The organism is Bacillus sp. 2175, assembly GCF_057812155.1.
The window spans coordinates 3,700,325-3,726,253 of the sequence record NZ_CM173819.1 but is presented as its reverse complement, the minus strand read 5'-3'; the positions used below and the strand labels follow the sequence as shown (position 1 = coordinate 3,726,253).

The following is a 25,929-nucleotide window of genomic DNA, read 5'->3' as shown; positions in this document are numbered from 1 at the left end:
AAATCATGACAAAGCTGCAACGTATTCAAAAAGTATTGGTAGCTAACCGTGGAGAGATTGCAATTCGTGTGTTTCGAGCTTGTTCGGAACTTGGATTAAAAACAGTTGCAATCTATTCTAAAGAGGATAGTGGTTCTTATCATCGCTATAAAGCCGATGAGTCCTATTTAGTTGGGGAAGGAAAAAAACCAATTGATGCTTATCTAGATATTGAAGGCATTATTGAGATTGCAAAAAGTAATCATGTAGATGCAATCCACCCTGGATATGGTTTCTTGTCAGAAAATATTCAATTCGCTAAACGTTGTGAAGAAGAAGGAATTATCTTTATCGGTCCGAAAAGTAAGCATTTAGATATGTTTGGAGATAAAGTGAAAGCAAGAACACAAGCGCAGCTAGCACAAATTCCAGTTATACCTGGTAGTGATGGTCCAGTAAATTCATTAGAAGAAGTCGAAAAATTTGCTGAAAAGTATGATTACCCGATTATTATTAAAGCATCCCTTGGGGGTGGCGGTCGTGGTATGCGTATTGTGCGTACTAGTGAGGAATTAGGAGAATCATATAATCGAGCGAAATCAGAAGCGAAAGCAGCTTTTGGTAATGATGAAGTTTACGTCGAAAAATTCGTTGAAAAACCTAAACATATAGAAGTACAAATTTTAGCAGATGAAGAAGGCAATGTTGTTCATTTATACGAGCGTGACTGTTCTGTACAACGTCGTCATCAAAAAGTTGTAGAAATTGCACCGAGTGTATCACTTTCAGATGATCTGCGTCAGCGTATTTGTGATGCTGCTGTGAAGTTAACGAAAAATGTAAACTATTTAAATGCAGGAACAGTAGAATTCCTTGTAAAAGATGATGAGTTTTACTTTATTGAAGTAAATCCACGTGTTCAAGTAGAACATACGATTACAGAAATGATTACGGGAGTAGATATTGTTCAATCACAAATTTTAATAGCGGATGGACATTCATTACATAGCAAAATGGTAGGTGTTCCGAAGCAAGAGGAAGTAGTTGTACATGGATTTGCAATTCAATCTCGTGTAACAACTGAAGATCCGCTAAATAATTTTATGCCGGATACAGGAAAAATTATGGCGTATCGATCAGGTGGTGGTTTTGGTGTGCGTCTTGATACAGGAAATAGCTTCCAAGGTGCAGTTATTACACCGTACTACGATTCTTTACTTGTAAAAGTTACAACTTGGGCACTTACTTTTGAGCAAGCTGCTGCAAAAATGGAACGTAACTTAAAAGAATTCCGTATTCGTGGTATTAAAACAAATATTCCATTCCTAGAGAATGTAGTAAAGCATAAAAACTTCTTATCAGGAGAATATGATACTTCATTTATCGATGCGTCACCTGAATTGTTCTTGTTCCCGAAACGTAAAGACCGTGGAACGAAAATGTTAAATTACATTGGTACAGTAACAGTAAATGGTTTCCCAGGAGTAGGGAAAAAAGAAAAACCAATATTCCCAGATGCTCGTATTCCATGTTTAAAACATTCAGAGCCAATCCAAAATGGAACGAAACAAATTTTGGACGAGCGTGGAGCGGACGGATTAGTAAAATGGGTACAGGATCAAAAACGTGTACTTTTAACGGATACAACATTCCGTGATGCACACCAGTCATTACTTGCAACTCGTATTCGTACAAAAGATTTACATCAAATTGCGGAGCCAACAGCGAGAATGTTACCGAACCTATTCTCAGCGGAAATGTGGGGCGGTGCAACGTTTGATGTTGCGTATCGTTTCTTAAAAGAAGATCCATGGGAACGATTACTAGATCTTCGTGAAAAAATGCCGAACGTGTTATTCCAAATGTTACTTCGTTCTTCAAACGCAGTTGGATACAAAAACTATCCAGATAATTTAATTCAAAAATTTGTGGAATGTTCTGCTCAAGCAGGCATTGATGTATTCCGTATTTTTGATAGTTTAAACTGGGTGGAAGGCATGAGAGTTGCAATTGACGCTGTACGAGACACTGGTAAAATTGCAGAAGCAACAATGTGCTACACAGGGGATATTCATGATCCACTGCGTAGTAAATATGATTTAAATTATTATAAAAATTTAGCAAAAGAGTTAGAAGCATCAGGAGCTCACATTTTAGGTATTAAAGATATGGCGGGCTTACTAAAACCAAATGCAGCATATGATTTAGTTTCTGCATTAAAAGAGACAGTGTCGATTCCAATTCATCTGCACACGCACGATACGAGTGGAAATGGTATATTAACGTATACGAAGGCAATTGAAGCAGGTGTTGATATCGTCGATGTAGCAGTGAGTTCTATGGCTGGTCAAACGTCACAACCAAGTGCGAACACGCTATACTATGCGTTAGGCGGAAACGAAAGACAACCAGATGTTAATATAGATTCTTTAGAAAAACTATCTCACTATTGGGAAGATGTACGCAAATACTATGCACCGTTTGAAAGTGGTATGAATGCGCCTCATACAGAGGTATATATGCATGAAATGCCGGGTGGGCAGTATAGTAATCTTCAGCAACAAGCGAAGGCGGTTGGTTTAGGAGATCGCTTCGATGAAGTGAAAGTAATGTACCGCCGTGTGAATGACATGTTTGGAGATATTGTAAAAGTAACACCATCATCAAAAGTTGTTGGTGATATGGCATTATTTATGGTTCAAAACCATCTAACAGAACAAGATGTTTTAGAGCGTGGACATGCGATGGACTTCCCAGGGTCTGTTGTTGAAATGTTCTCTGGTGATTTAGGTCAACCGTACGGTGGTTTCCCGAAAGAATTACAAAAGATTATTTTAAAAGGGAAAGAGCCATTAACAGTAAGACCAGGTGAATTACTAGAGCCAGTAGATTTCGAAGCGTTAAAAGAAGAATTATTCCATAAACTTGGACGCGAAGTAACGATTTTTGATGTAGTAGCATATGCTTTATATCCAAAAGTATTTATGGATTATGAAAAAGTTGCTGAGCTTTATGGAAATGTATCTGTACTTGATACACCGACGTTCTTCTATGGTATGAGACTAGGTGAAGAAATTGATGTAGAAATTGAACAGGGTAAAACATTGATGGTTAAACTAGTATCAATTGGAGAACCTCAGTCGGATGGAAACCGTGTTCTTTACTTGGAATTTAACGGTCAACCACGTGAAATTATCGTGAAAGACGAGAGTGTAAAAGCAACAGTTGCACAACGTGTGAAAGGAAACCGTGAGAATCCAAATCATATTAGTGCAACGATGCCAGGAACGGTAATTAAAGTAGTTGTAAAAGAAGGCGACGAAGTGAAAAAAGGCGATTCTATGGCAATTACAGAAGCGATGAAAATGGAAACGACAGTTCAAGCGCCGTTCAATGGTAAAGTGAAGAAAGTATATGTTAACGATGGTGATGCGATTCAAACGGGTGATTTACTTATTGAATTAGATCACTAAAATAAGAAAAGAGCTGTGTAAATACAGCTCTTTTCTTATTGCAAAAAATCCCTTGCCGAATTGGCAAGGGATTTTAGTTTTAAATTATTTTGTTTGTTTAGAAGTTGATTCGGCTTCTTTGGCATTCACTTTACTTCTTGTTCCCAGCATAACTAAATAGCATAGTACGGCAAACAAGCAAGAAATGAATAGAGAATGTAACAATGCCATTGCTAAACTAGCGTTTGTAAATACAACTAAAACTCCTACTACAGCTTGAAGTGTAACAAGGATAAATGAAATAATCCATCCCCAATATACTACAGATTGCTGCTTGTAATGGCGAATAGCGAGAATCATCGCGTATAGTATCCAAGCGAAAATTAACATCGCTGCAACTCTATGGCCCATTTGAACCCATTCATGTAGTTGAGTTGGCATAGGTCTGTTTTTGCTACATAAAGGAAAGTCTGGACAGGCTAAGCTAGCTCGTTCGTGACGTACTAAAGCACCTGTGTAGACGACGATATAACTGTAAATTGTTACACCATAAATATGAAATTTCATTTTTTTGTCCATAATAAGTGAACGTGCATCAAATTTTTGGTCAATTTCAAAGATAAGACACGTTAATAAAATGACAGAAGCAAATGAAATTAAGGAAATACCGAAATGGATAGCAAGTACAGCTGGCATTTGTCCCCAAACAACTGCTGCTGCTCCCATTAATGCTTGTGCAACTAAAAATACGAAGGATAAAATTGCTAACGTTTTTGTTTCACGCACATGTTTATAATATTTCCAGGACAAAATACAAAGTAGAGTGACAAGAATTCCAGCTGATCCTGATGTTAATCGGTGGCTAAGTTCAATAATAGTTTCCATTGATAAATTAGATGGAACAAATTCACCGTTACAAAGTGGCCATGATTTACCACAACCTTGACCAGAACCTGTTTTTGTAACTAAAGCGCCTCCTAATAAAACTATTAATAAATCAAGGCTTGTAATGACTGCTAACCATTTAATAAAGCGTTGCAATCTCTTTCACCATCTTTCTGCTATGAAGTTATTGCGAAATATTTTCATTCCATTATGTATAGAATAAAACGCGCTAGTTCCTATGATATATAAAAAATAATAAAATAGCAAAGAAATGGAGGGGGAAGGAAAGGGAGAGAAAATAGGTGTAAAAACAGGGTTCGCAAGGAAAATTTTGGGTGAAAAATAGGCTATTTTGAAAAGAAATGGGGAGAATACGTGTTAAATAGGACAAAATAGTTTATTATAGAAGGTAACATCATGTTATGATAAGGACAAGTCAGAATGAAGTTTTTTATATTCGACACAAAAAGTTCATGTTTTCTTCACAAAATGTTCGGGAAATATGATTTAATATATTGGAGTATGGGCGTAGATTAGTAGTAGAATGGGTTAACAATGTTTCTACTGTAATAATATTGCTATATAGAAGCGAATTATTTCATTTGAAATAGGCGCAAAAAGAAAGATGAAAGTTTTAAGAGGGGGTTAGAGTGATGAACCATGCAACAAGTGAGCTGCATGATGAGTCCGCTGTTACAAGTGTACCGGAAACAACTCGGTTACAAGATTTAAAAGCACTCGTTAAAATGGGGATTGTAAACTCAAATACACTTACTGTATTTACAGGATTTTGGTTGGCATTACACTTTAATGGATTAAGTGTAATGGACAATCTGGATAAGTTATTCTTTACAATCGTTGGTTCAGGATTAATTATGGCAGGGGTATGTTGTTTAAACAACTACATTGATCGAGACATCGATCCATTAATGGAAAGAACAAAGACCCGTCCAACGGTTACTGGAAAGTATAAACCAGGATTTGCACTTACATTTGGACTAGTCATATTACTTCTTGGTTTTGTATTTTTATTATTAACAACACCAATGGCAGTCTTAATGGGATTTATTGGTGCTTTCACATATGTTGTTCTATATAGTTTATGGACAAAGAGAAAGTATACACTAAATACTGTTGTAGGTAGTATATCTGGTGCAGTTCCTCCTTTAATTGGATGGGCAGCAATCGATCCATCTTTAGGCCATCCAATTGCTTGGATGTTATTTTTAATTATGTTTATTTGGCAAATCCCACATTTCCTTGCATTAGCAATGAAACGTGTTGATGAATATCGAAATGCAGGAATTCCAATGCTTCCTGTAGTTCATGGATTTGAAATTACGAAACGCCAAATTATGATTTGGACAGTATGTTTATTACCACTACCATTTTATATGAGTGGACTAGGGATAACATTTATGGTAATTGCAACACTGCTTAACATCGGATGGATCGTTTTAGGATTTTATGGCTTCCGTAAGAAAGATGACATCAAATGGTCCGTGCAAATGTTTGTTTATTCCCTAAATTATTTAACAATCTTATTTGTATCAATGATTGTAGTTACATTCTTCTAAGACAACGACATAATTGGATTTCTTTACGTTGAGATTTACTTTACTTAACTATAAAGTACAATCTAATTCACAAGGAAAGTGGGGGTTGTTTGTATGAAGAAACAGTGGCGACTGCTTTCGTTCGTTTCACTGCTGGCTTTACTGTTAGGGGGATGCGGTAAAGCCTTTCAATCTACTTTAATTCCGCAAGGAGAAGTAGCAAAAATGCAATATGATTTACTTCTACTGGCGAGTGCAATCATGGTAGGAGTAGTACTAGTAGTTACTATTATTTTCTTATATGTAATTGTGCGTTTCCGACAAAAGAAAGGTCAGGAAGATTATATTCCAGAGCAAGTTGAAGGGAATCACAAGCTAGAAATTATATGGACAGTTATTCCGATTATTCTTTTACTAATCTTAGCTGTTCCAACAGTTACATATACATTCAAACTTGCTGATGTAAGTGCGATGGAGAAAAAGAATATTGATAAAGATACTATCGTTGTTGATGTAACAGCGAATCTTTATTGGTGGGAATTTTCTTATAAATCAGAAAAGATAGTAACTTCGCAAGATTTGGTCATCCCCACAGGTAAGAAAGTGTATTTAAATTTGAAGGGTGCCGATATTAAACACTCATTTTGGGTTCCATCTTTAGCAGGGAAAATGGATACAAATACAGACAATGTGAACAAAATGTGGTTAAAGGCAGATAAATCGGGCACTTATAATGGTTTTTGTACAGAATTTTGCGGCCCATCACATTCTTTAATGCAATTTAAAGTGAAAGCTTTAGATGAAAGCGAGTACAAAAAATGGCTTGCTGATATGAAGAAGATTGATGGGAAGAAAGAAGTAGCTTCAACAAAGGCGCAAGAGGGCCAAGAAATATTTAATAAAAGCTGTATTGGTTGTCACGCAGTTGGATCTAATGATAGTAGACCACCTTCCGCTCGTATCGCACCAAACTTAGCAAACTTTGCGGATCGCGATATGGTTGCCGGTATTGCCGAAAACAATGAAGAAAACTTAAAAAAATGGCTGAAAGATCCTGAAAATATGAAGCCAGGAAACAAAATGACTGGCAAATATGGCAACTTAACGGATGATCAAATTGATGCATTAAATGCATACTTACAAACGTTAAAAGTTGAAAAGTAAAGAGGGACTATTCGCGAAGGGGAGGTTGAAAACGTGAGTTCTGTAGCAAAAAAACAGGGGATGGGTGCTGTCATATGGGATTATTTAACGACAGTAGACCATAAAAAGATTGCCATTCTCTATTTAATTGCAGGTGGATTGTTTTTTGTAATAGGCGGAATAGAAGCTCTATTTATTCGCCTTCAATTAGCGATTCCTAACAACGCTTTTCTTGTTGGGGATGCTTATAATCAAGTATTAACGATGCACGGTACAACAATGATTTTCCTCGCAGCTATGCCACTCGTGTTTGCATTTATGAACGCCGCTGTACCACTTCAAATTGGTGCACGTGATGTAGCGTTCCCGTTTTTGAATTCACTCGGATTTTGGTTATTTTTCTTTGGTGGAGTATTTTTAAATTTAAGTTGGTTTTTAGGTGGAGCACCTGATGCAGGATGGACATCTTATGCATCTTTAGCTTTAGCCTCTAAAGGTCATGGTGTTGATTTCTATGTACTCGGCTTGCAAATCTCAGGTATTGGTACATTAATTGGAGGAATTAACTTCCTTGTAACCATTATTAATATGCGCGCTCCAGGAATGACGTATATGCGTATGCCGATGTTTACATGGACAACATTTGTAACATCTTCGCTTATATTATTCGCTTTTCCGCCGTTAACTGTAGGATTAGGACTTTTAATGTTAGATCGTTTATTTGGAACAAGTTTCTTTAATCCGGCATTGGGCGGGAATACAATTATATGGGAGCATTTATTCTGGATTTTCGGTCATCCAGAAGTATACATTCTTATACTCCCAGCTTTCGGAATATTCTCAGAAATCTTCGCAACATTTTCGAAAAAACGATTGTTTGGTTATTCATCGATGGTGTTTGCGACTGTATTAATTGGATTTTTAGGATTTATGGTATGGGCGCACCATATGTTTACTGTTGGACTTGGTCCAGTTGCTAATGCTATTTTCTCAGTTGCAACAATGGCGATTGCGGTTCCGACTGGTATCAAAATATTCAACTGGCTCTTTACAATGTGGGGCGGAAGTATTCGTTTTACGACACCAATGATGTGGGCAGTAGCTTTCATTCCATCATTCGTAATGGGTGGAGTTACAGGGGTTATGCTAGCATCTGCACCAGCTGATTATCAATTTCATGATAACTATTTCGTAGTAGCACATTTTCATTATGTAATCGTTGGCGGTGTTGTATTTGGTTTACTTGCAGGAGCTCATTATTATTGGCCACTGATGTTTAATAAAGTATTAAATGAAACATTAGGAAAGATAACGTTTTGGCTATTCTTTATCGGCTTCCATTTAACTTTCTTTATTCAGCATTTCCTTGGCTTGATTGGTATGCCACGCCGTTACTACACATATCTTGAAGGGCAAGGGTTGGAAATGGGGAATATGATTAGTTCCATCGGAGCGGTGTTTATGGCTCTTGGAACGATTGTTCTTCTATTCAATGTAATTAAAACAACAGTATCAAAAGAAAAAGCTGGTCGTGATCCGTGGGATGCACGTACATTAGAATGGACAATGCCAGCACCGACACCAGAATATAACTTTAAACAATTACCATTTGTTCGCGGATTAGATCCGTTTTGGATTGAAAAACGTGAAGGTAATAAAGAAATGACAGCAGCGGAACCAGTTGGTGATATTCATATGCCAAATCCTTCGTTTTCACCATTTGTCATTTCTTTCGGATTGTTTATAGCGGCATTTGGTGCGATGTATATGCAGGGCGGAAAAGATAAGTTCTGGTTATTAGTAGCAATTATTGGTTTAATCATTACATTTGGCACAATGTTCCTACGTTCAGTAATTGATGATCATGGGTATCATATTCATAAAGAAGATTTAGAGGATAAGGGGGGCAAGGCATAATGCATGTAGATGAAAAATTAACGAATGAAACATTTCCAGCAGAGCCTGAAAAAGCAACCCTTGAAGGGAAAAATAAGTTTGTCGGTTTTTGGCTATTTCTTGGAGGCGAAACAGTGTTGTTCGCTTCCTTATTCGGAACATATTTAGCGTTAAAGAATTCTACAAATGGTGGACCAACATCTCAAGAGATGTTCCAAATGCCACTCGTTTTCATTATGACGATGCTTTTATTAACGAGTAGCTTAACGAGTGTATATGCGATGTATCACATGAAAAACTTTAACTTTAAGAAAATGCAGCTTTGGTTACTAGTAACAGTATTGCTAGGTTTAGGGTTTTTAGGATTTGAGATATATGAGTTTTATCATTATACACATGAATTTAAGCATACTATGAGAAGTAGTGCCTTTGGCTCTGCGTTTTATGCTCTTGTTGGTACACATGGACTCCACGTATTGTTTGGGTTATGTTGGATTTTAACATTAATCTTTAGAAATGCGAAGAGAGGTCTAAATTTATACAATGCACCGAAGTTTTATGTTGCATCGATTTATTGGCACTTTATTGACGTAGTTTGGGTGTTTATTTTCACTGTAGTATATTTAATGGGAATGGTGGGATAAACAATGGCGATAAAGCAAACGAATAATCCTAAAGTTGATCTTGTTTATCGGAAGAGAAAAAGTGCGGAGGAAATGAGGCATCAAGTTATTACGTTTGCATTAATGATTTTTTTAACATTAGTTGCATTTGTAGCAGTAGCGTATCCAAAAACTTTTAGTCCGATTTTCTCTGTACCGTTTATTTTACTATTAGCAGTGGTACAAGTAATTTTTCAATTGTATTATTTTATGCATATGAGTCATAAAGGACATGAAGCAGCAAGTTTCTTTCTTTACTCTGGTCTGCTAATAGGGTTAATTACAATTTTAGCTTTTATGACAATTGTGTGGATTTGAAAAGTGAAAAATAAGGGAGCTTGTGTTGTCACAGCTCCCTCTTCATATTATGAGATAACCTTACGAAGGCAGGTGTGAAAATGAGTAACTTGTGGATATTTGGTTTTCAGGCTTTATGGAGTCCAATCTTTTTATTATTTATGCTTTCGATTCTTATTGGGTACTTCTTAATTATTGGACCATATAGAATGCGATTTGAAAATGCGACGAAGGTAAGTAAGAAGCAAATTTTTTATTTTACGACTGGTATTGTTCTTTTATATTTTGTAAAGGGAGGGCCTATTGATTTAATTGGCCATATTATATTTAGTGCTCATATGTTTGAAATGGCAGTCATGTATATTGCAGTTCCACCGTTACTGTTGCTTGGTATACCAATTTGGTTATATCGTTACATTACTTCTTTTAAGTTCGTTCAAATTATATTAAAGGCATTTGCTAAACCACTTATTGCGTTGTTTGTATTTAACGGCCTGTTTTCTTTTTATCATTTACCAGTTGTTTTTGATACAGTAAAACAAAGTCAAATAGCTCATCCTATTTGTCTCGCTATATTGTTTTTTACAGCAATCATGATGTGGTGGCCGATGTTAAATCCATTACCAGAATATCAAACGTTAAGTGATATAAAGAAACTTGGTTATATGTTTGCTAACGGCATATTATTAACGCCTGCATGTGCGTTAATCATTTTTGCGACAGCCCCGTTATTTGCAACGTATACGGATCCGGCTGCTTGGATGAAAGCGATGGAACTATGTGTACCAGCGGGCACTTTATCAGATTTAAATATAACGGGACCAGAATTTTTGCACTGGATGCCAGTCGTACAAGATCAGCAAACTGGTGGTATCATAATGAAAATTGTCCAGGAAATAGTGTACGGTACAATTATAGGCTATGTATTCTTTAGATGGGCACGTAGAGAACGTGAAAAGGATAAGGAGCAGTTGCAACAATTGCCGCCGTATTTACAGATTAAGTAAAAAAGTGTATGGGATTCCATGCGCTTTTTCTTTTTTAGCTACCTTAAAAAGATTGAATTTTCTAACTTTTTATGTTAAGTTAGTGTAGGCGTGTACTAAAAGTGGAGATAAAATTTACTACTAGCTTTCATGCGTAATAATTCCATATGTAGTGCAAGTTTTTTAGAGAGTTACAAATATATATTGTTATCTTTAATAAACACGAACTATTTTAAGGGGGAGTTTAAATGGGTAGTAGTGGAAGTATGGTAAAGCCGATTAGTGGTTTTTTGACAGCACTAATTCAATATCCAGTACCAGTAGTAGAATCGCGTGCAGACATTGATAAACAAATTCAACAAATCATAAAAACAATTCATTCGACCAAATCAGGTTACCCTGGTTTAGAATTGATAGTATTTCCTGAATATAGTACACAAGGGCTCAATACAAAAAAATGGACTACAGAAGAATTTTTATGCACAGTGCCTGGGCCAGAAACAGACTTATTTGCTGAGGCATGTAAAGAATCTAAAGTATATGGTGTTTTTTCAATAATGGAGAAAAATCCTGATGGTGGAGAGCCATATAATACAGCAGTTATTATTGATCCACAAGGTGAAATGATTTTGAAGTATCGTAAGCTAAATCCTTGGGTGCCAGTCGAGCCTTGGAAAGCTGGAGATTTAGGCTTACCTGTTTGTGATGGACCTGGAGGAAGTAAATTAGCTGTTTGTATTTGTCATGATGGCATGTTCCCTGAAGTAGCTCGTGAAGCGGCCTATAAAGGTGCAAATGTCTTAATTCGTATTTCTGGATATAGTACACAAGTTAGTGAACAATGGATGCTAACGAATCGTTCAAATGCATGGCAAAATTTAATGTATACATTGTCGGTAAACTTAGCGGGTTATGATGGTGTATTTTATTACTTTGGTGAAGGACAAGTATGTAATTTTGATGGGACTACTTTAGTACAGGGTCATCGAAATCCTTGGGAGATTGTTACTGCTGAAGTATATCCAGAACTAGCAGATCAGGCTAGATTAGGATGGGGATTGGAAAATAATATATATAATTTAGGTTCAAGAGGATATGTAGCAACTCCTGGTGGGGTGAAAGAAAATCCATATACGTTTGTAAAAGATTTAGCTGAAGGTAAATATAAGGTCCCCTGGGAAGATGAGATTAAAGTAAAAGATGGATCTATTTATGGATATCCAGTAAAAAAAACGATTCATTCTTAGGGAAGGGAAATAAAACAAGCGCATCATATTGATGCGCTTGTTTTTGTTAATCAATAATTTGAAATTCTTTTAACTCTTTTTCGACATTTTGTAGGAGTTGTTCGCTTTTTTGAAGTACATTCGTTGGGAAAGTCTCATCATCACCATATTCAACGCCGTGAGGATAATAATGTTTTCCTAATAAGGGGGGGAGTAGTTTTACTTCAGCGTGTCTACTGCCAATGTCACCTTCAACAGCAACTCCTTGCACTCGTAAATAATAAACATCCTTTAATATTTCAAATTTATAATCGTATGTAACTCGTTCATAATCCCACTGTCCGGCAAGTACGAAGTGGTTGTTTTCCATGATTTCAGTTAAAAGAGTTAATTCAACGACGGCTCCATTAAATTTCGTATTTGTAAATTGCATATAATACCTCCTTTTTTAATGTTACACCATTATTTTTATAATAGTATGAATAATAAGAAAGTGCAATTCATATTGAGAGAAAAGGGATAATCCAGACTTTTTTCACAAAAATATGATATAGTGAAAAGAGTACGGTACACACAAAAAGAAAGAAAAGGATTTGTGTATATCTCAATTTTATGTTTTGTTCAGGAGGTATATCGTTTGAAGAAATTATTGCGTATCGTAATGATTACATTTTTAATTTTAGCTGTTGATTTATACGGGAAATTACTCGTTTCACAATATATATTAACCCCATCTCAATCAAAGCAAGAAAATAAAATTGTGAAAAAGAAAAAGCAAATTAAGGAAGACTCCTCAGACACTGTTTTAAATATGATTGGTGAAGACTCTGAAAACCTATTAGCGAAGTGGGGAGAACCCTCTCGAATAGAGCCATCTGCATACGGATATGAATGGTGGGTATACAACCAGGATTTAACTCAGTATGTTCAATTTGGAGTTTCTGAACGTAAAGTTGTAACGGCATACGCAGCTGGTGAACAAGTTAAGGTTCCACCTTATTATATAAATGAAAAATATGAAGAAGTATATAAAAAAAGTCCGCTTTCGCATGAAATTTCATTAAAAAGAGGGAAAAATAGTTATCAATTTGAGCTATCTGATACCGAAGTCATGGAACAACCGTTAATACCTGTAGAAGATGGATGGGCGCAATTGTATTTTGATCAATTTACACATGAGCTTGTTGGTGTTCGTTATATGGATGATGAAACTTTATTACGCCAAAGACCGTATCAGCTCGTTTATTCAGGTGAATTAATAGCAGAACAACCATTGACTCCAGAAAAAATAAAACAAGTAGAAAATGGGAATATGCAACAAATTTTTGATTTAACAAATATCATTCGAAGTCGTCATAAATTACCATTATTAACATGGGATCAGGAAACAGCAGATGTTGCTGTTGGTCACAGTAAAGATATGAAAGACAATAATTATTTTTCTCATGACTCACCTACATTAGGTACACTAGGAGATCGTTTGCAGCGCGGGAAAGTAGGATTTCAACTTGCTGGTGAGAACATAGCGGCGCAACATAGTGATGGAATTGCGGCAGTGCAAGGTTGGTTAAATAGTGAGGGGCATAGAAAGAATTTATTAAATGAACAATTTACAGGATTAGGTGTTGGTGTATACGATAAATTTTATACACAAAACTTTATTCGAAAATAAAGCGAAACTGTAAGCGGTGGGGTGTTACATCACCTAATTAGTTACTTCGTATTCACTGAATTGTAGGTGGGAATCTGACCGTATGCAAATAGCAGAAAAAAAGGTGCATGAATCGTCTAAAAATAGGCGAACCATGCGCCTTTTTTTTCTTACTATATAGTAGATATACATGGAGAGGTGAGGATTATGCCAACAACAAAAGGACCGTTACATCCATCGGTTCAACAGTTTAAAGAATTTGTAAACCATCACCCTAAAATGGTTCATGAGGTTAGAAGTGGTCACAAAACATGGCAACAATTTTATGAAGAATGGTACTTACTTGGTGAAGAAGATCCAATATGGGCAACTTATAGACCGGATGGAGCGCCTGCGTTTTCTTCGGTAAAAGAAAATAAAAAAGAAAAAGATAATCGAACTGAAGAGGAAAAAACTGCTGATGTGATGGGGCAAATGCTTTCTTTTTTTAAAAAGTTGGACGTGGAACAAATGCAGAACCATTTAGCCAATGTGACGAGTGCAATTGGGAGCGTGCAACAAGTTATTCAGCAATTTCAAGGTAACCGTACGCAGCAAGAGCAAAGTACTTCAGAAAATAACCCGTTTTTCTTTCAAAAGGATTAGGGGGAAAGATGATGAGAGCAGAAATTATGGAGTTTATAAAGGCTGATGAGGATTTATCTCGTTATATTAGAGAGCAACCGTACTGGTATAGAAAATTAACACGAAATCCTGAAGAAAAAGAGGCTTTTGAGTTAGCGGCGATGCAACATTTCAAAAAAACGATACCAGATAAAGTGGAAAAGTTTCAAAATCAATTGGCCGTTGCTTCGATCATGATTGATATGTTTCAGTATATGAAGCAACAAAACGCAACCTAATTGGAAGTGAAAAATATGTCCGTCATGCAGAACTTTTGTTACAATAGAAGTTGATTATTTAAAAAGGAGTTGCAGCATGACGGAAATTTGTTTAGTACGACATGGACAAACTGATTGGAATTTTCAAGAAATTATTCAGGGGCGAGAAGATATTCCGCTTAATGAAGTTGGTAAGAAGCAAGCGAGTCAAAGTGCAGCTGCTTTACAAGAAGAAACGTGGGATATCATTATAAGTAGCCCGTTAATTAGAGCGCAAGAAACGGCTAATGAAATCGCAACGGCAGTTGGATTACAATCGATTTTATTAGATGAGCGATTTGTTGAACGGAATTTTGGAGAAGCTTCAGGGAAGCCGGTTGCGGCTGTTAGAGAGTTGATTGCTGAGGGTAAAGTAGAAGGTATGGAGCGAGATGAAGAGATTGTAGCTCGTTGCTTTGCTGCTTTAGAAGATGTTGCGACAACTCATTTTGGCAAACGTATTATTATTGTTGCTCACTCACACGCGATAAAAGCGATTTTACATGCCATTGAACCAGATGAAATTACATTTAAGACACCATTAAAAAATGCGTGTATTAGTTATGTGAAACAAAATAGTGGAAAATGGGATGTTCTTAAATATAATATAGCGGAACATATTAATGTATAAGTGTGTACGGATATAGTGTAAAAATAGTTACGTTATATCTTTCTTTTGAGTAAGTCACTTCAATTAGTAGTTCTAATCTAAATGTGGTATGATGGATACTCGGAGGTGTCTCTCATGATTGTAGCGACGCTAGAAAGCGTATTAATATTAGATAAGGCAGAGCAGCTTGCAAAAGCGATTATCTGTTCAGATATAGCAGAAGATTATCGTAAGTATTATAGAGAATTACATGAAGATATGGAACTTCAGACGCTAATTCAGCAATTTACAGCGATGAAAGAACGGTATGAGGAAGTACAGCGTTTTGGAAAATACCATCCTGACTATACTACCGTGTCGATGAAAATGAGAGAATTAAAGCGTTCTGTGGACTTACATGATAAGGTTGCAGCTTTTAAAAGAGCAGAAACTGCTTTGCAGAAGTTATTAGATGAAGTTAGTGTAGCAATCGGTTCGGAAGTGTCTTCTTCCATTAAAGTGCCAACAGGAAATCCATTCTTTGATGCTGGTGGCTGTGGTGGAGGTTGTGGTACTGGCGGAGGTTGTGGTTGTAAAAAAACGGGGTGATGTACCCCGTTTTTTAGAAGTTGGAAGAAAACGTATACAGAGTTTGTCCTGTAATGTTATAAATTTCTGATTGGTTTTCATAGAATATAAAATATATGTTTTTAAAAGGAGAAGATGGAGAAGATTATGTTCGGGCAACGACAAAGTATGATTGTTTATTTACATTCATTGAAACATGCCAAGATTTTAAGGAAATATGGTAACATACATTACATATCAAAACGATTAAAATATGCTGTAGTATATTGTGATATGGAACAAATTGAGCATATGATGCATAAGTTGAACAAACTTCCTTTTGTGAAAAAGATAGAACAGTCGTATCGCCCGTATTTAAAAACGGAATTTGAAAATTCCCGTCCTGATCGAGCAAAAGAATACGATTATAGCTAATAGAAAAAATCCCCTGCTAAATTTAGCGGGGGATTTTTCACTTGAAATAACGTGTTATTTCATCGGAGGAATGAAATTGTTCATTCGTAAAATACCAATTAAATGATTAAAAAATAGTTCTTTTTCTGGGAAAGTTGTAGATGGTTTTACAGTAAAGGTAGCCACTTTTTTCCCGAGTTGTTCTGCCGTTTCTTCAAATAAAATGACACGTTTACTTTTTTTATTTTCAAATACAGGAATGCCTTCACGACATATGTATAATGGTTGGAAATCACCAGTAGTAGTTGGTTTTAATATTACAACAAGCGAACACACTTTTTTATCGTTTTTTATCGTTTCAAATTGTAACATATGTGCTATACGTTCTTGATTTGTTTTGGCAATTTCAAGTAATTCATATAAATCAGAGTAGCCTTCTCCAAGTTCTATAAAGCGTTGAATCATATCTTTTCCTCCTCTTTCTTTTACTGTACCATTTCACTTTTTAAATGAAAAGCACACAAAGAAAAAAAACCCTGCATAGCAGGGCCCTTCTTATACTAGCATGTACTAGTAAGAAGGCAAAGGGAGAGGAGAAACCGGAGGAAGAACTTATGGGGAAACGTAAGTCTTCTCCGCGGTTGGCAACAACATCGAAGGTGATGTTGTTATAATTATTTATGTCCAATCTAAATGAAGATATACATAATGAAATTAAATTTTATGTTGGGCTTTTTATTTTTCTTTTTTTTATTTTGTGATAGGATAAAAAAGATAAAGTGGAACTAATATACATATTGGGTTCATATTAGTGAATGATGAGATGAATACATAAAAATAACGAGAGGTTATTTGAGGCCGAGTTTTTCTATAGTTAGGTGAATGTGGTTTGTTAACGGTTACCGAAGTGGGAATGGCTTTCTATAATCGCTCGATAGATTGAAATAAAGGTAGTGACAACAGATGAGAGTAGTTTCAGGAAAATGTAAAGGACACCCACTTAAAGCGGTTCCTGGTAATACAACACGTCCAACGACAGATAAAGTAAAAGAATCTATTTTTAATATGATAGGTCCTTATTTTGATGGTGGTATCGCCCTTGATTTATTTGGTGGTAGTGGTGGTCTTGGAATTGAGGCTTTGAGCAGAGGGATCGATAAAGCAATTTTTGTTGATCGGGATAGTAAAGCGATAAAAGTAATTCATCAAAATTTAGAAAGTTGTAGAGTACAGGAACAAGCTGAAGTATATCGAAATGATGCTGAACGTGCAGTAAAGGCGTTAATAAAACGTGAAATGTCATTCGATCTTATATTAATAGATCCTCCATATAAAGAGCAAAAAATTGTATCTTTAATTAGTGTAATGGATCAACATGGATTGCTACATAGTGATGGATTAATTATGGCAGAGCATGGTAATGATGTAGTTTTACCTAATTCAATAGGAAGGCTTGTAAAAGTACGAGCTGAGAATTATGGGATTACTGCAATATCGATTTATAAGTATGAAGGTGAGGGGACAGAATGACAAGTATAGCGATTTCTTCAGGAAGTTTTGATCCAATTACCCTTGGGCATCTGGATATTATTAAAAGGGGAGCAAAAGTATTTGATGAGGTGTACGTAGTCGTTTTAAACAATTCATCAAAAAAACCATTCTTTTCAGTTGAAGAGCGATTAGAACTAATTCGAGAAGCGACAAAGGATATCCCGAATGTAAAGGTAGATTCGCATAGTGGGCTATTAGTAGAGTATGCAAAAATGCGTAATGCAAATGCAATATTACGTGGTTTACGAGCAGTTTCTGATTTTGAATATGAGATGCAAATTACTTCTATGAATCGAAAATTAGATGAAAATATTGAAACATTTTTTATTATGACAAACAACCAATATTCATTTTTAAGCTCGAGTATTGTAAAAGAAGTTGCGAGGTATGGAGGAAGTGTAGTGGATCTTGTACCTCCTATTGTAGAGCGTGCTTTAAAAGAAAAGTTTCAAACCCCGTTAAAGTGAACGGGGTTTTTCTTTATACGTGCGCAAAAATAATAAAATAACATATAAGTATAGACAAAATAATGTAAAAATTGGTCCATAATGTATAAAAGATGTCCAAATTTCATGTAGTATAGAAGGATGCTCGGATAAAAATACAGGAATATCTTTTGGCATAGGTGAGAAAGAACTCACTTTCTCATAAAATGGTGTCCAAAATACAAATGTAAAAATAGGGGCAAGAATACTTTGAATAATTCGTGCGAAAAAATAGGGTTTAAATCGGATATCTGTTTCAGCTAATATACTAGCAACTTGTGCCTGAATAGAAAGGCCGCTAAATGCTAAAATGAAGCTTGTTACCATAGCTTGTTGTAAGAGCGGTGTTTCATTTATTTGACTAATCATTTGGCTTCCGAGTGTCATTTCGAAAATACCTGATAATATAGGTATACTAAAATCTGTACTTAGTTGGAAGAATGATAAAATATGTTGCATAATAAAAGAAAGAGCTGCTGTAATGTGGAATACAGTAATCATTTTATTTAACACAGAGAATAAAATAATAAATCCGCCAATCATAAGTAATGTTTGAATAGAAGAAACAATGGCATCCCCAAGTAATTTACCAATTGGTCTTTTTTCTTGTAAGCGTGTCTCGTGAAGAATTAAAAAAGGGTTTTGAAAGCGACGTTTTTTTGTAGTGTGTGTATTATTTTTGTAAGCGGTATTATCGCCGTAAAAACGCATAATTAATCCGACAGCAAAGTTACTGAAATAATGGGCAGCGGCTAATATAATTCCTAATTTCGGATTATTAAAAAAGCCGATAGACACAGCACCGAAAATAAAAAGTGGATTGGAAGAATTTGTGAAAGAAACGAGGCGCTCCGCTTCAATCTGAGTTAAAAGATTGCTTTTTCGTAGTCTAGCGCTTAATTTGGCGCCTGCAGGGAAACCAGAAGCCATTCCCATCGCCCAAACAAATCCGCCTATCCCTGGAACGCGAAAAAGTGGGCGCATGAGTGGTTCTAATATAACGCCAATAAATTTTACAACACCGATACTAATTAGAAGTTCCGCAATGATGAAAAACGGTAGTAGTGAAGGGAATACAACTTCCCACCATATATTTAACCCGCGAATAGAAGCTTGCAAAGCGGCTTGGGGGTGGAGTACAAGAGAAAAGGTTAAAAATAGCGTTGATATGGTAAGGAAAGCGGTTTTCCATTTTTCATACATGTAAGTAAATCCCCCTTTGTCCCAAAAAACGTTCATTTCAGTATACGTGGATACGTAGTGAATTTAGACCATAAGTATGAAAAAGGAATGAAAAAAATTAAAGGGTGAGAAAAATGAAAGAACCAAAGATTGGTTTAGCGCTTGGGTCTGGAGGAGCGAAAGGGTTTGCTCATATTGGTGTAATAAAGGTTTTAAGGGAAGCGGGTATCCCTATTCACATGATTGCAGGAAGTAGTATGGGGGCGCTAATAGGTACGTTTTATGCGGCAAGTAGTAACGTTGAAAGATTGTATAAATTGGCATCTGTTTTTAAGCGGAAGTATTATTTAGATTTCACGGTACCGAAAATGGGATTTATTGCTGGAAAACGTGTCAAAGATATGATTAAAATGTTTACATATAATAAAAATTTAGAAGAGTTAGATATCCCGACGGCTGTTGTGGCTACTGACATATTGAAGGGGGAAAAAGTGGTTTTTACAAGTGGGCCAGTTGCAGATGCGGTGAGGGCTAGCATATCTGTTCCTGGAGTGTTTGTACCAGAAAAAATAGATGGAAGATTATTAGTGGATGGTGGAGTCATTGATCGCATCCCAGTATCGGTTGTGAAAGAGTTAGGGGCCGATATTGTTATCGCTGTTGATGTATCTCCAATTAAGGTGAATGGCGATGTTACGTCCATTTATGACGTAATCATACAAAGTATTGAAATTATGCAGCATGAGCTTGTAATGAATCGGCAAATTGCATCGGATTTAATGATGCGACCAGCTGTAGAGCAATTTAGTTCACGTGCTTTTACAAACATTGAAGACATTATTCGAGTTGGAGAAGTAGAAGCAGAAAAACATGTTTCAAATATTTATTTATTAATTGAGCAGTGGAAGGAGAAACATAATGTTTAAGCGTTTTCGGTTTATATATGCAATCTTAATAGGGGTTATATTGGCGATGTTACTTGTTTACGTACGTTTACCGTATTATATAACAAAACCAGGAATGGCTGCCAAATTAGAGCCTTATGTTCAAGTTGAGGGTGGAACGAAAGAATCTGGTGATTTTATGCTTGTTACGGTTTCAATGGGACCAGCAAATGTGGTGAATTTAATAGCGGCACAGTTTAATAAATATACACATATTTCGAAAGCGGAAGAAATATTGCAAAAAGGTGAGAGTGATGAAGAATATCAATTTCGCCAAAATTATGCGATGAAAGATTCGCAAAATGCAGCAATTTATAATGCATATAAACGTGCAAATCGCTCAGTATCTTTTGAAAATAAAGGTGTATTAGTTGCTGGTGTGGCAAAAGGAATGCCGTCAGAAGGAAAGCTTAAGCTTGGTGATGTTATTATAGCTGTTGACGGAAAAACATTTGAAAAGACGGAGCAATTTATTGAATATATGACAGGGAAAAAAGAAAACGATGCTGTAAGTATTGAGTACATGAGAAATGGAAAACAATTGAAAGAGAATTTAAATGTAAAGACGATTCCTAATGGGAATGGGCGTGTCGGCATAGGTGTTTCTATCGTTACGGAAAGAGAATTAGTGGTCGATCCGAAAGTGAAAATTAATTCTCATGAAATTGGTGGACCATCCGCAGGTTTAATGTTCACATTAGAAATATATAATCAACTTGTGGAAGAAGACTTAACGAAAGGACATGAAATAGCTGGAACAGGTACAATTAATGAAAAAGGAGAAGTGGGCCCAATTGGTGGTATAAATCAAAAAGTGGTGGCTGCTAGCGATGCCGGGGCTGAAGTGTTCTTTGCGCCAAATGAAAAAGGTGCGGAGAAATCGAACTATAAAGATGCACTTGAGACTGCAAAGGATATTAAAACAAAAATGAAAATTGTACCAGTAGATACGCTGGATGATGCGTTAACATATTTAGAAAAGATGGATAAGGAAAAAACCTCTCTGAAATAGAGAGGTTTTTTTATAGGAATTTTGTAGTTGTTTCATCATAGCGAACAGGATGGTGTGTTATATCCTGTTTTAATAGTTGTGTGCGTAACGGTTCGTGCATGATGGAGAAATATACAGAGTTTGCTTTTTTCTCTATATCTAAAGCGGCATGGTCGAATGTTTTTGTATGAGTAAGGATTGGAAGTTCGATTTTTTTCTTGTTTTTTGAAAGGTAAGTTTGTCCTTTTTGTGACATACCTAGCAGGCGAATATATGGTGCGTGTTGTTCTATATTTGCGCTACGTATTTCCTCTTTTGTTGTGTTTGTTAAAATGTGTGTACAAGCTCTTTGTAATCTAGTCCATGTATAACGTTTTGTTTTTAATGCTTCCATGAATGAATAGAAGGAGGAACTGTTTTGTATTTTTGATAAAATACGATGCTCTAAACCTTCTTCTATTTCATATATATGTCGTAAGTCCCCTGGAGACATCGTCATGAGTCTATATTTAAAAAATGAAAAGTATTGTTCCCAATTATGTAATATCCCGTAATTTTGTTTGTAATTTGCTAAAAGCGAAGTGGTTGCCTGTGGGAGAAAAGGTTCAATTGTTGTAAATGATCCTTCTTCGCTAAAGAGTTGTTTTCGGATGCTTGTCGCGCTTGCAATATGTTGGTCATTAAATGTTTCATCATGATAATGAGAGGCAAATCTTTTTATAGTTTGAGCTTGTATAGAGCTATTTTGTGACAGAATTGCTTTCATATATTGGAAGCCTAAAATATTATTTGGTTGTGACATATCTATGTTTTTTTCAGATGTTAAAATGTGTGAGAAAGCATCCGATGTTGCTTTTGCATAACTATTACCAGCGTCCATGAATTGTTTTACAAGGTAGTTAAAAGTCTCTTCTTCGTTTTTTTGTACGGAGATGGTATTATAAAAATTTTCGATTTGTCCATCCTCACTACCGAAACAAATTTCAGAAACACGTAGGGCATTTAAAATGGAAATAGCACCATTTGCGAAGGTTTCAGCCTTTTGTGTTGCAAAGACGTATGGAAGCTCTACAACAAGGTCTACGCCGTTTGCTAAGGCCATTTTAGTGCGATACCATTTGGAAATGAGTGCGGGCTCACCACGCTGTAAAAAAGGACCACTCATAACGGCAATTATTATATCGGATTGTGTTAACTTTTTTGTCTGTTGCACATGATAAAGATGACCGTTATGAAAAGGGTTATATTCAACAACTATACCACCAGCTTTTATGGTAATCTCTCCTTTCGATGTAGCATCTTTTTGAAAAACGTGATACTCTATATATTATTTACTATGATGACTTCATTATAGTGTAAAGAAAAAACATTGACAAATATAAAATGGCTAGCTATAATTTTGTTTGTTGCCTTGAGGTGATATGATATGAAATGGTCCATCCATCAATTGAATAAATTGAGAAATAAAGGATTGACATTGGATGAGATGGTAGATGTAAGTGAGCTAAAAGAGGTCGAGAAAGATATTCGTGAAATTAATCCTGTTCATGTAACGGGAAGAGTTGATTTTGGCTCCGGTAAGTTTACGTTTCATCTACATATAACTGGAAGCATGGTTTTACCATGTTCTCGCTCTTTAGTAGATGTGACATTACCATTTGACATTAAAACAACTGAGGTGTTCCAAACTTCACAAGAAGAATTTGAAACTGAAGCTGAAATTCATTCTTTAGAAGGAGAAGTACTTGACTTACTGCCCGTAATCAAGGAAAATATACTTTTGGAGATTCCAATGCAAATTTTCAGTGATGATGTTTCTGGTGGAGCACCGATGCAAGGTCAAGACTGGCAAGTGATTTCGGAAGAAGACAAAGAAAAGACTGTTGATCCAAGATTGGCAGGACTTGCAAAGTTTTTTGACAAATAATCGGAAGACTGGTTCAGGCCTTCATATGAAAATAACTATTTCTTTTAAGGAGGTGGGAAGAATGGCTGTACCTTTTAGAAGAACTTCTAAAACAGTAAAAAGAAAGCGTCGTACGCATTTCAAATTATCAGTACCTGGTATGGTAGAGTGCCCAAGCTGTGGTGAAGCGAAATTAGCTCACCGTGTATGTAAAGCATGCGGTACTTACAAAGGTAAAGAAGTAATCAGCAAGTAATTGCGGGAAAATAAACGCAGAAGATATCTTCTGCGTTTATTTTTTTTGTCTTAATCTTTAGTTGTTGTATTCTATCTTTTCTAGTAACTGCATATGCTTAATAAAAAATGCATAGGGAGGACTAGAGAGATGGCGACAACAAGACAAGATGCTTGGACTGATGATGAAGATTTGCTTCTGGCAGAAGTAGTACTCCGGCATATTCGAGAAGGTGGAACACAACTTTCTGCCTTTAAGGAAGTGGGGAAAAATTTATCTCGTACACCAGCAGCATGTGGGTTTAGATGGAATTCTTACGTAAGAAAGCAATATAAAGAACGTATTGAGGAAGCAAAGCAACTTCGTAAAGTAGAAAATTATGAAGTGAAAGAGACAAAGGTGTTAGAACCTACGTCAATTACGTTGAATGATGTTATTGATTTCTTGCAAAATTATAAAGATGAAAACTCTTTAACGGTGTTGCAACAACAAGTTGAATCATTACAAACAGAAAGAGAGCGTCTTCTGGAGCGATTATCAGTATATGAAGAAGAGTATAGAACACTACTTGATTATATCGATCAAAAAAGAAGTGTAATGGTAGCGGAAAGAAACAATGCTCGCTCGAATGAGAAGTTAGAGAAGCTTAAGAAATAAAAAACAGCTGTTATACAGCTGTTTTTTTATTTCTTAAGCCGATTCTTCGTTTGTAACCGCATTCAAATTTGCTTCTGGATGCCAAATATAAAAATCTCCATCAGTTACTGATACGGGGTTGAAATTTAATTTATCCCAAAAACCAGCTGAATGAATACGTGCTATCGTTTTAATAGGAAATTGCATTTGTTTCGCATGATTTACAAGCATTTGCCCGAATCCTTGTTTTTGAAAAGTTGGTAATACTTCAAGTTTATAAAGTTCTAGGTAGGGACCTGTAATTTCGAATGGTTCTCCGCCGTTTCTTTTCATATATAGACTCATACGTGCGATTAGTGATCCGCCATAATAAATACCGTAAAATGGAGATTCACTGTCGTTTTCAATAATGTTTGCTTGTAATTCTTCCAGCATAGATAGTTCCTGGGCTCCGCACCCTTTAAATTTTTTGAATTCATCTAACGTTTTATAATTGATGAGCAAGCGCTCAACTTTTGGGAATCCCATTACATCACATCCTTTTCTTGTCTCGTTGAATGCAGAAAAGTAAAAATATTTATAATAATAGTATAACTCATTTTTTTATTTTTATGAAGAAGATAGTATATTTCTTTTTTTATTTTTTTGAGGATTTGCTAAACTAAGAGTAGAAGCGTATTAATAGGTGGTACATACATAGTGAAAAATGAGAGTATATTTGTTGGGCAGAGGACAGCGGAATTATAGGGCGTGCTCAGGTGCTTTAAAAAGATATAAAGGGGGGAAGGCAAGGGCACTTAGTGTGAATTCCTTGTGTGAAAATGAAAATTGGAATTGTCGGACCAGGTGCTATTGGTCTATTGTATACATTTTATTTACAAAAAAATAACCAAGATGTTACGTTGTTTACAAGAACAGCTAAGCAAGCTGAAGAATTAAATGAAACAGGTGTAACTTGTATTAGAGATGGAAGATGTGAAACAGTATATCCATCTGTTTTACCGATAGAAAGTATGGTAGCGCAAAATTTAGATTATATATTTATTGCTGTGAAGCAATATCATATAGATGACGTACTACCGTTTGTGGAAGGGGCATCATCATTAATCTTTTTGCAAAACGGAATGTCGCATCTTCAAAAGATGCTGAACATAGGGAGTAAAAATATAGCTGTTGGTATTGTAGAACATGGTGCGAAAAAAGAGGGAGGGCATATCGTTCATCATACTGGGATAGGGGTAACAAAATTTGGAGTGGTTTGTGGTCAATCTATACATTTTAAAAAAATATTCAATTATTTTCCTGTTGCTTATTTTCCAGTTCAAATAGAAACGGATTGGGAAGAGATTATGCATAAAAAATTAGTAGTAAATGTATGTATCAATCCGTTGACAGCACTATTGGGAGTTAAGAATGGTGAATTAATCACGAATCGTTTTTTTTATCAAATGATGGAGCAAGTGTTTCAGGAGGCAGCATTTCTTATTAGAGGAGAAAAAGAAATGGTATGGCAAATGGTACGAAATGTGTGTGAAGGAACGTCTCGTAATACATCTTCTATGCTAGCGGATGTAAGAGCGAGTAGAAAGACGGAAATTAATGCGATTGTTGGATATGTATTAGAAGAAGCTAAGAAACAGCAACGACCAGTTCCGACACTTCAATTTTTGTTCGATGCAATAAAAGGTTTAGAAACAAGAGTATAAGTGTTATTCTTTGCTTTTACGTGAAACATTGACTACAATGTGGATTGGTGAGAGAACTGGATACGAAAGG

28 protein-coding genes are annotated in these 25,929 nt (G+C 35.9%); 22 read left to right on the top strand and 6 right to left on the bottom strand.

Going from position 1 to position 25,929, the window contains the following annotated elements; translation table 11 throughout:
- Positions 1-5 precede the first annotated feature (5 nt).
- Positions 6-3,452, top strand: coding sequence for a pyruvate carboxylase (gene pyc / locus ACXKY9_RS19140; protein WP_000164088.1), 3,447 nt, complete (start codon positions 6-8; stop codon positions 3,450-3,452).
- A gap of 84 nt (positions 3,453-3,536) precedes the next feature.
- Here the strand turns inward: pyc and ctaA are convergent, their stop codons facing one another.
- The gene (gene ctaA, locus ACXKY9_RS19135) at positions 3,537-4,472 is read right to left on the bottom strand and encodes a heme A synthase (protein ID WP_001188747.1); all 936 of its coding nucleotides are present in this window, start codon (positions 4,470-4,472) and stop codon (positions 3,537-3,539) included.
- 497 nt (positions 4,473-4,969) lie between these two features.
- On the opposite strand from ctaA, the gene ctaB reads away from it, so the two are divergent.
- From ctaB to ACXKY9_RS19100, 7 genes are all read left to right on the top strand, one after another.
- Positions 4,970-5,893: a protoheme IX farnesyltransferase gene (ctaB, locus tag ACXKY9_RS19130; protein ID WP_001015056.1), complete on the top strand. Its 924-nt coding sequence runs from the start codon at positions 4,970-4,972 to the stop codon at positions 5,891-5,893.
- 93 nt (positions 5,894-5,986) lie between these two features.
- Positions 5,987-7,036, top strand: coding sequence for a cytochrome c oxidase subunit II (gene coxB, locus ACXKY9_RS19125; protein ID WP_000745268.1), 1,050 nt, complete (start codon positions 5,987-5,989; stop codon positions 7,034-7,036).
- A gap of 60 nt (positions 7,037-7,096) precedes the next feature.
- A complete protein-coding gene (gene ctaD / locus ACXKY9_RS19120; RefSeq protein WP_153578907.1) occupies positions 7,097-8,932 on the top strand; it encodes a cytochrome c oxidase subunit I in 1,836 nt (611 codons plus the stop codon).
- On the top strand, positions 8,932-9,555 hold the full coding sequence (gene ctaE / locus ACXKY9_RS19115) for a cytochrome c oxidase subunit III (RefSeq protein WP_000557861.1): 624 nt from the start codon (positions 8,932-8,934) through the stop codon (positions 9,553-9,555). Before ctaD ends, ctaE begins: the two co-directional genes overlap by 1 nt.
- A 3-nt stretch (positions 9,556-9,558) precedes the next feature.
- Positions 9,559-9,891, top strand: a complete 333-nt coding sequence (gene ctaF, locus ACXKY9_RS19110; protein ID WP_000985706.1) for a cytochrome c oxidase subunit IVB — start codon at positions 9,559-9,561, stop codon at positions 9,889-9,891.
- 80 nt (positions 9,892-9,971) lie between these two features.
- Positions 9,972-10,877, top strand: a complete 906-nt coding sequence (ctaG, locus tag ACXKY9_RS19105; protein ID WP_000069022.1) for a cytochrome c oxidase assembly factor CtaG — start codon at positions 9,972-9,974, stop codon at positions 10,875-10,877.
- Positions 10,878-11,104: 227 nt separating this feature from the next.
- Positions 11,105-12,103 carry a formamidase gene (locus ACXKY9_RS19100; RefSeq protein WP_000535802.1) on the top strand — a complete coding sequence of 333 codons (999 nt, stop codon included), beginning with the start codon at positions 11,105-11,107 and terminating at the stop codon, positions 12,101-12,103.
- 46 nt (positions 12,104-12,149) lie between these two features.
- Here the strand turns inward: ACXKY9_RS19100 and ACXKY9_RS19095 are convergent, their stop codons facing one another.
- Positions 12,150-12,515: a YugN family protein gene (locus tag ACXKY9_RS19095; RefSeq protein ID WP_001160947.1), complete on the bottom strand. Its 366-nt coding sequence runs from the start codon at positions 12,513-12,515 to the stop codon at positions 12,150-12,152.
- 204 nt (positions 12,516-12,719) lie between these two features.
- On the opposite strand from ACXKY9_RS19095, the gene ACXKY9_RS19090 reads away from it, so the two are divergent.
- From ACXKY9_RS19090 to ACXKY9_RS19065, 6 genes are all read left to right on the top strand, one after another.
- Entirely contained in the window at positions 12,720-13,754 is a 1,035-nt protein-coding gene (locus tag ACXKY9_RS19090) for a CAP domain-containing protein (protein WP_000735378.1), read from the top strand.
- A gap of 186 nt (positions 13,755-13,940) precedes the next feature.
- Positions 13,941-14,378 carry a YlbD family protein gene (locus ACXKY9_RS19085; RefSeq protein ID WP_001143346.1) on the top strand — a complete coding sequence of 146 codons (438 nt, stop codon included), beginning with the start codon at positions 13,941-13,943 and terminating at the stop codon, positions 14,376-14,378.
- Positions 14,379-14,389: 11 nt separating this feature from the next.
- Entirely contained in the window at positions 14,390-14,635 is a 246-nt protein-coding gene (locus ACXKY9_RS19080; RefSeq protein WP_001200990.1) for a YlbE-like family protein, read from the top strand.
- A 76-nt stretch (positions 14,636-14,711) separates the two neighbouring features.
- Entirely contained in the window at positions 14,712-15,284 is a 573-nt protein-coding gene (locus ACXKY9_RS19075) for a histidine phosphatase family protein (RefSeq protein WP_000134947.1), read from the top strand.
- 114 nt (positions 15,285-15,398) lie between these two features.
- Entirely contained in the window at positions 15,399-15,851 is a 453-nt protein-coding gene (locus ACXKY9_RS19070; RefSeq protein ID WP_000634366.1) for a YlbF/YmcA family competence regulator, read from the top strand.
- A gap of 126 nt (positions 15,852-15,977) precedes the next feature.
- Positions 15,978-16,244 (top strand): YlbG family protein, encoded by a 267-nt coding sequence (locus tag ACXKY9_RS19065; protein ID WP_002082261.1) that lies wholly within the window; start codon positions 15,978-15,980, stop codon positions 16,242-16,244.
- A 54-nt stretch (positions 16,245-16,298) separates the two neighbouring features.
- Here the strand turns inward: ACXKY9_RS19065 and ACXKY9_RS19060 are convergent, their stop codons facing one another.
- Entirely contained in the window at positions 16,299-16,688 is a 390-nt protein-coding gene (locus ACXKY9_RS19060; RefSeq protein ID WP_000616017.1) for a DUF7147 family protein, read from the bottom strand.
- 498 nt (positions 16,689-17,186) lie between these two features.
- Between ACXKY9_RS19060 and rsmD the strand changes: the two genes are divergently transcribed.
- Together rsmD and coaD are read left to right on the top strand one after the other, a co-directional pair.
- Positions 17,187-17,753 carry a 16S rRNA (guanine(966)-N(2))-methyltransferase RsmD gene (gene rsmD / locus ACXKY9_RS19055; protein ID WP_001266979.1) on the top strand — a complete coding sequence of 189 codons (567 nt, stop codon included), beginning with the start codon at positions 17,187-17,189 and terminating at the stop codon, positions 17,751-17,753.
- Positions 17,750-18,241, top strand: a complete 492-nt coding sequence (coaD, locus tag ACXKY9_RS19050; RefSeq protein WP_000200601.1) for a pantetheine-phosphate adenylyltransferase — start codon at positions 17,750-17,752, stop codon at positions 18,239-18,241. The genes rsmD and coaD overlap by 4 nt, the downstream gene beginning before the upstream one ends.
- On the opposite strand, the gene ylbJ is transcribed toward coaD, so the two are convergent.
- On the bottom strand, positions 18,233-19,462 hold the full coding sequence (gene ylbJ, locus ACXKY9_RS19045) for a sporulation integral membrane protein YlbJ (RefSeq protein WP_000273083.1): 1,230 nt from the start codon (positions 19,460-19,462) through the stop codon (positions 18,233-18,235). The genes coaD and ylbJ overlap by 9 nt on opposite strands.
- Positions 19,463-19,575: 113 nt before the next feature.
- On the opposite strand from ylbJ, the gene ACXKY9_RS19040 reads away from it, so the two are divergent.
- Together ACXKY9_RS19040 and ACXKY9_RS19035 are read left to right on the top strand one after the other, a co-directional pair.
- Positions 19,576-20,367 carry a patatin-like phospholipase family protein gene (locus ACXKY9_RS19040; protein WP_000662587.1) on the top strand — a complete coding sequence of 264 codons (792 nt, stop codon included), beginning with the start codon at positions 19,576-19,578 and terminating at the stop codon, positions 20,365-20,367.
- Positions 20,360-21,397, top strand: coding sequence for a SepM family pheromone-processing serine protease (locus tag ACXKY9_RS19035; protein ID WP_000476280.1), 1,038 nt, complete (start codon positions 20,360-20,362; stop codon positions 21,395-21,397). Before ACXKY9_RS19040 ends, ACXKY9_RS19035 begins: the two co-directional genes overlap by 8 nt.
- Positions 21,398-21,407: 10 nt before the next feature.
- On the opposite strand, the gene ACXKY9_RS19030 is transcribed toward ACXKY9_RS19035, so the two are convergent.
- A complete protein-coding gene (locus ACXKY9_RS19030) occupies positions 21,408-22,589 on the bottom strand; it encodes a nucleotidyltransferase (RefSeq protein WP_002101277.1) in 1,182 nt (393 codons plus the stop codon).
- Between the two features lie 213 nt (positions 22,590-22,802).
- On the opposite strand from ACXKY9_RS19030, the gene ACXKY9_RS19025 reads away from it, so the two are divergent.
- The 3 genes from ACXKY9_RS19025 (at position 22,803) to ACXKY9_RS19015 (ending at position 24,174) form a co-directional block, all read left to right on the top strand.
- The gene (locus ACXKY9_RS19025; protein WP_000872147.1) at positions 22,803-23,303 is read left to right on the top strand and encodes a YceD family protein; all 501 of its coding nucleotides are present in this window, start codon (positions 22,803-22,805) and stop codon (positions 23,301-23,303) included.
- A gap of 61 nt (positions 23,304-23,364) precedes the next feature.
- Positions 23,365-23,538 (top strand): 50S ribosomal protein L32, encoded by a 174-nt coding sequence (rpmF, locus tag ACXKY9_RS19020; protein WP_001984764.1) that lies wholly within the window; start codon positions 23,365-23,367, stop codon positions 23,536-23,538.
- 129 nt (positions 23,539-23,667) lie between these two features.
- Positions 23,668-24,174, top strand: a complete 507-nt coding sequence (locus tag ACXKY9_RS19015) for an RsfA family transcriptional regulator (RefSeq protein WP_000246468.1) — start codon at positions 23,668-23,670, stop codon at positions 24,172-24,174.
- Between the two features lie 33 nt (positions 24,175-24,207).
- Here the strand turns inward: ACXKY9_RS19015 and ACXKY9_RS19010 are convergent, their stop codons facing one another.
- Positions 24,208-24,681 carry an N-acetyltransferase gene (locus tag ACXKY9_RS19010; RefSeq protein WP_000506692.1) on the bottom strand — a complete coding sequence of 158 codons (474 nt, stop codon included), beginning with the start codon at positions 24,679-24,681 and terminating at the stop codon, positions 24,208-24,210.
- A 293-nt stretch (positions 24,682-24,974) separates the two neighbouring features.
- Here ACXKY9_RS19010 and panE point away from each other — a divergent pair, with 293 nt between their 5' ends.
- The gene (panE, locus tag ACXKY9_RS19005) at positions 24,975-25,859 is read left to right on the top strand and encodes a 2-dehydropantoate 2-reductase (protein ID WP_002101275.1); all 885 of its coding nucleotides are present in this window, start codon (positions 24,975-24,977) and stop codon (positions 25,857-25,859) included.
- The last annotated feature ends 70 nt before the right edge of the window (positions 25,860-25,929 follow it).

What these genes read in the sequence shown, in the direction of transcription:
- ylbJ (WP_000273083.1), bottom strand. Translation starts at nt 19,462, where the DNA reads ATGTATGAAAAATGGAAAACCGCTTTCCTTACCATATCAACGCTATTT.
- ctaE (WP_000557861.1), top strand. Translation starts at nt 8,932, where the DNA reads ATGCATGTAGATGAAAAATTAACGAATGAAACATTTCCAGCAGAGCCT.
- ACXKY9_RS19025 (WP_000872147.1), top strand. Translation starts at nt 22,803, where the DNA reads ATGAAATGGTCCATCCATCAATTGAATAAATTGAGAAATAAAGGATTG.
- ACXKY9_RS19100 (WP_000535802.1), top strand. Translation starts at nt 11,105, where the DNA reads ATGGGTAGTAGTGGAAGTATGGTAAAGCCGATTAGTGGTTTTTTGACA.
- ACXKY9_RS19010 (WP_000506692.1), bottom strand. Translation starts at nt 24,681, where the DNA reads ATGGGATTCCCAAAAGTTGAGCGCTTGCTCATCAATTATAAAACGTTA.
- coaD (WP_000200601.1), top strand. Translation starts at nt 17,750, where the DNA reads ATGACAAGTATAGCGATTTCTTCAGGAAGTTTTGATCCAATTACCCTT.
- ACXKY9_RS19080 (WP_001200990.1), top strand. Translation starts at nt 14,390, where the DNA reads ATGAGAGCAGAAATTATGGAGTTTATAAAGGCTGATGAGGATTTATCT.
- ACXKY9_RS19060 (WP_000616017.1), bottom strand. Translation starts at nt 16,688, where the DNA reads ATGATTCAACGCTTTATAGAACTTGGAGAAGGCTACTCTGATTTATAT.
- ACXKY9_RS19015 (WP_000246468.1), top strand. Translation starts at nt 23,668, where the DNA reads ATGGCGACAACAAGACAAGATGCTTGGACTGATGATGAAGATTTGCTT.
- coxB (WP_000745268.1), top strand. Translation starts at nt 5,987, where the DNA reads ATGAAGAAACAGTGGCGACTGCTTTCGTTCGTTTCACTGCTGGCTTTA.
- ctaF (WP_000985706.1), top strand. Translation starts at nt 9,559, where the DNA reads ATGGCGATAAAGCAAACGAATAATCCTAAAGTTGATCTTGTTTATCGG.
- ctaB (WP_001015056.1), top strand. Translation starts at nt 4,970, where the DNA reads ATGAACCATGCAACAAGTGAGCTGCATGATGAGTCCGCTGTTACAAGT.
- ACXKY9_RS19085 (WP_001143346.1), top strand. Translation starts at nt 13,941, where the DNA reads ATGCCAACAACAAAAGGACCGTTACATCCATCGGTTCAACAGTTTAAA.
- panE (WP_002101275.1), top strand. Translation starts at nt 24,975, where the DNA reads ATGAAAATTGGAATTGTCGGACCAGGTGCTATTGGTCTATTGTATACA.
- ACXKY9_RS19070 (WP_000634366.1), top strand. Translation starts at nt 15,399, where the DNA reads ATGATTGTAGCGACGCTAGAAAGCGTATTAATATTAGATAAGGCAGAG.
- ACXKY9_RS19075 (WP_000134947.1), top strand. Translation starts at nt 14,712, where the DNA reads ATGACGGAAATTTGTTTAGTACGACATGGACAAACTGATTGGAATTTT.
- ACXKY9_RS19065 (WP_002082261.1), top strand. Translation starts at nt 15,978, where the DNA reads ATGTTCGGGCAACGACAAAGTATGATTGTTTATTTACATTCATTGAAA.
- rsmD (WP_001266979.1), top strand. Translation starts at nt 17,187, where the DNA reads ATGAGAGTAGTTTCAGGAAAATGTAAAGGACACCCACTTAAAGCGGTT.
- rpmF (WP_001984764.1), top strand. Translation starts at nt 23,365, where the DNA reads ATGGCTGTACCTTTTAGAAGAACTTCTAAAACAGTAAAAAGAAAGCGT.
- ctaD (WP_153578907.1), top strand. Translation starts at nt 7,097, where the DNA reads ATGGGTGCTGTCATATGGGATTATTTAACGACAGTAGACCATAAAAAG.
- pyc (WP_000164088.1), top strand. Translation starts at nt 6, where the DNA reads ATGACAAAGCTGCAACGTATTCAAAAAGTATTGGTAGCTAACCGTGGA.
- ACXKY9_RS19040 (WP_000662587.1), top strand. Translation starts at nt 19,576, where the DNA reads ATGAAAGAACCAAAGATTGGTTTAGCGCTTGGGTCTGGAGGAGCGAAA.
- ctaG (WP_000069022.1), top strand. Translation starts at nt 9,972, where the DNA reads ATGAGTAACTTGTGGATATTTGGTTTTCAGGCTTTATGGAGTCCAATC.
- ACXKY9_RS19035 (WP_000476280.1), top strand. Translation starts at nt 20,360, where the DNA reads ATGTTTAAGCGTTTTCGGTTTATATATGCAATCTTAATAGGGGTTATA.
- ACXKY9_RS19095 (WP_001160947.1), bottom strand. Translation starts at nt 12,515, where the DNA reads ATGCAATTTACAAATACGAAATTTAATGGAGCCGTCGTTGAATTAACT.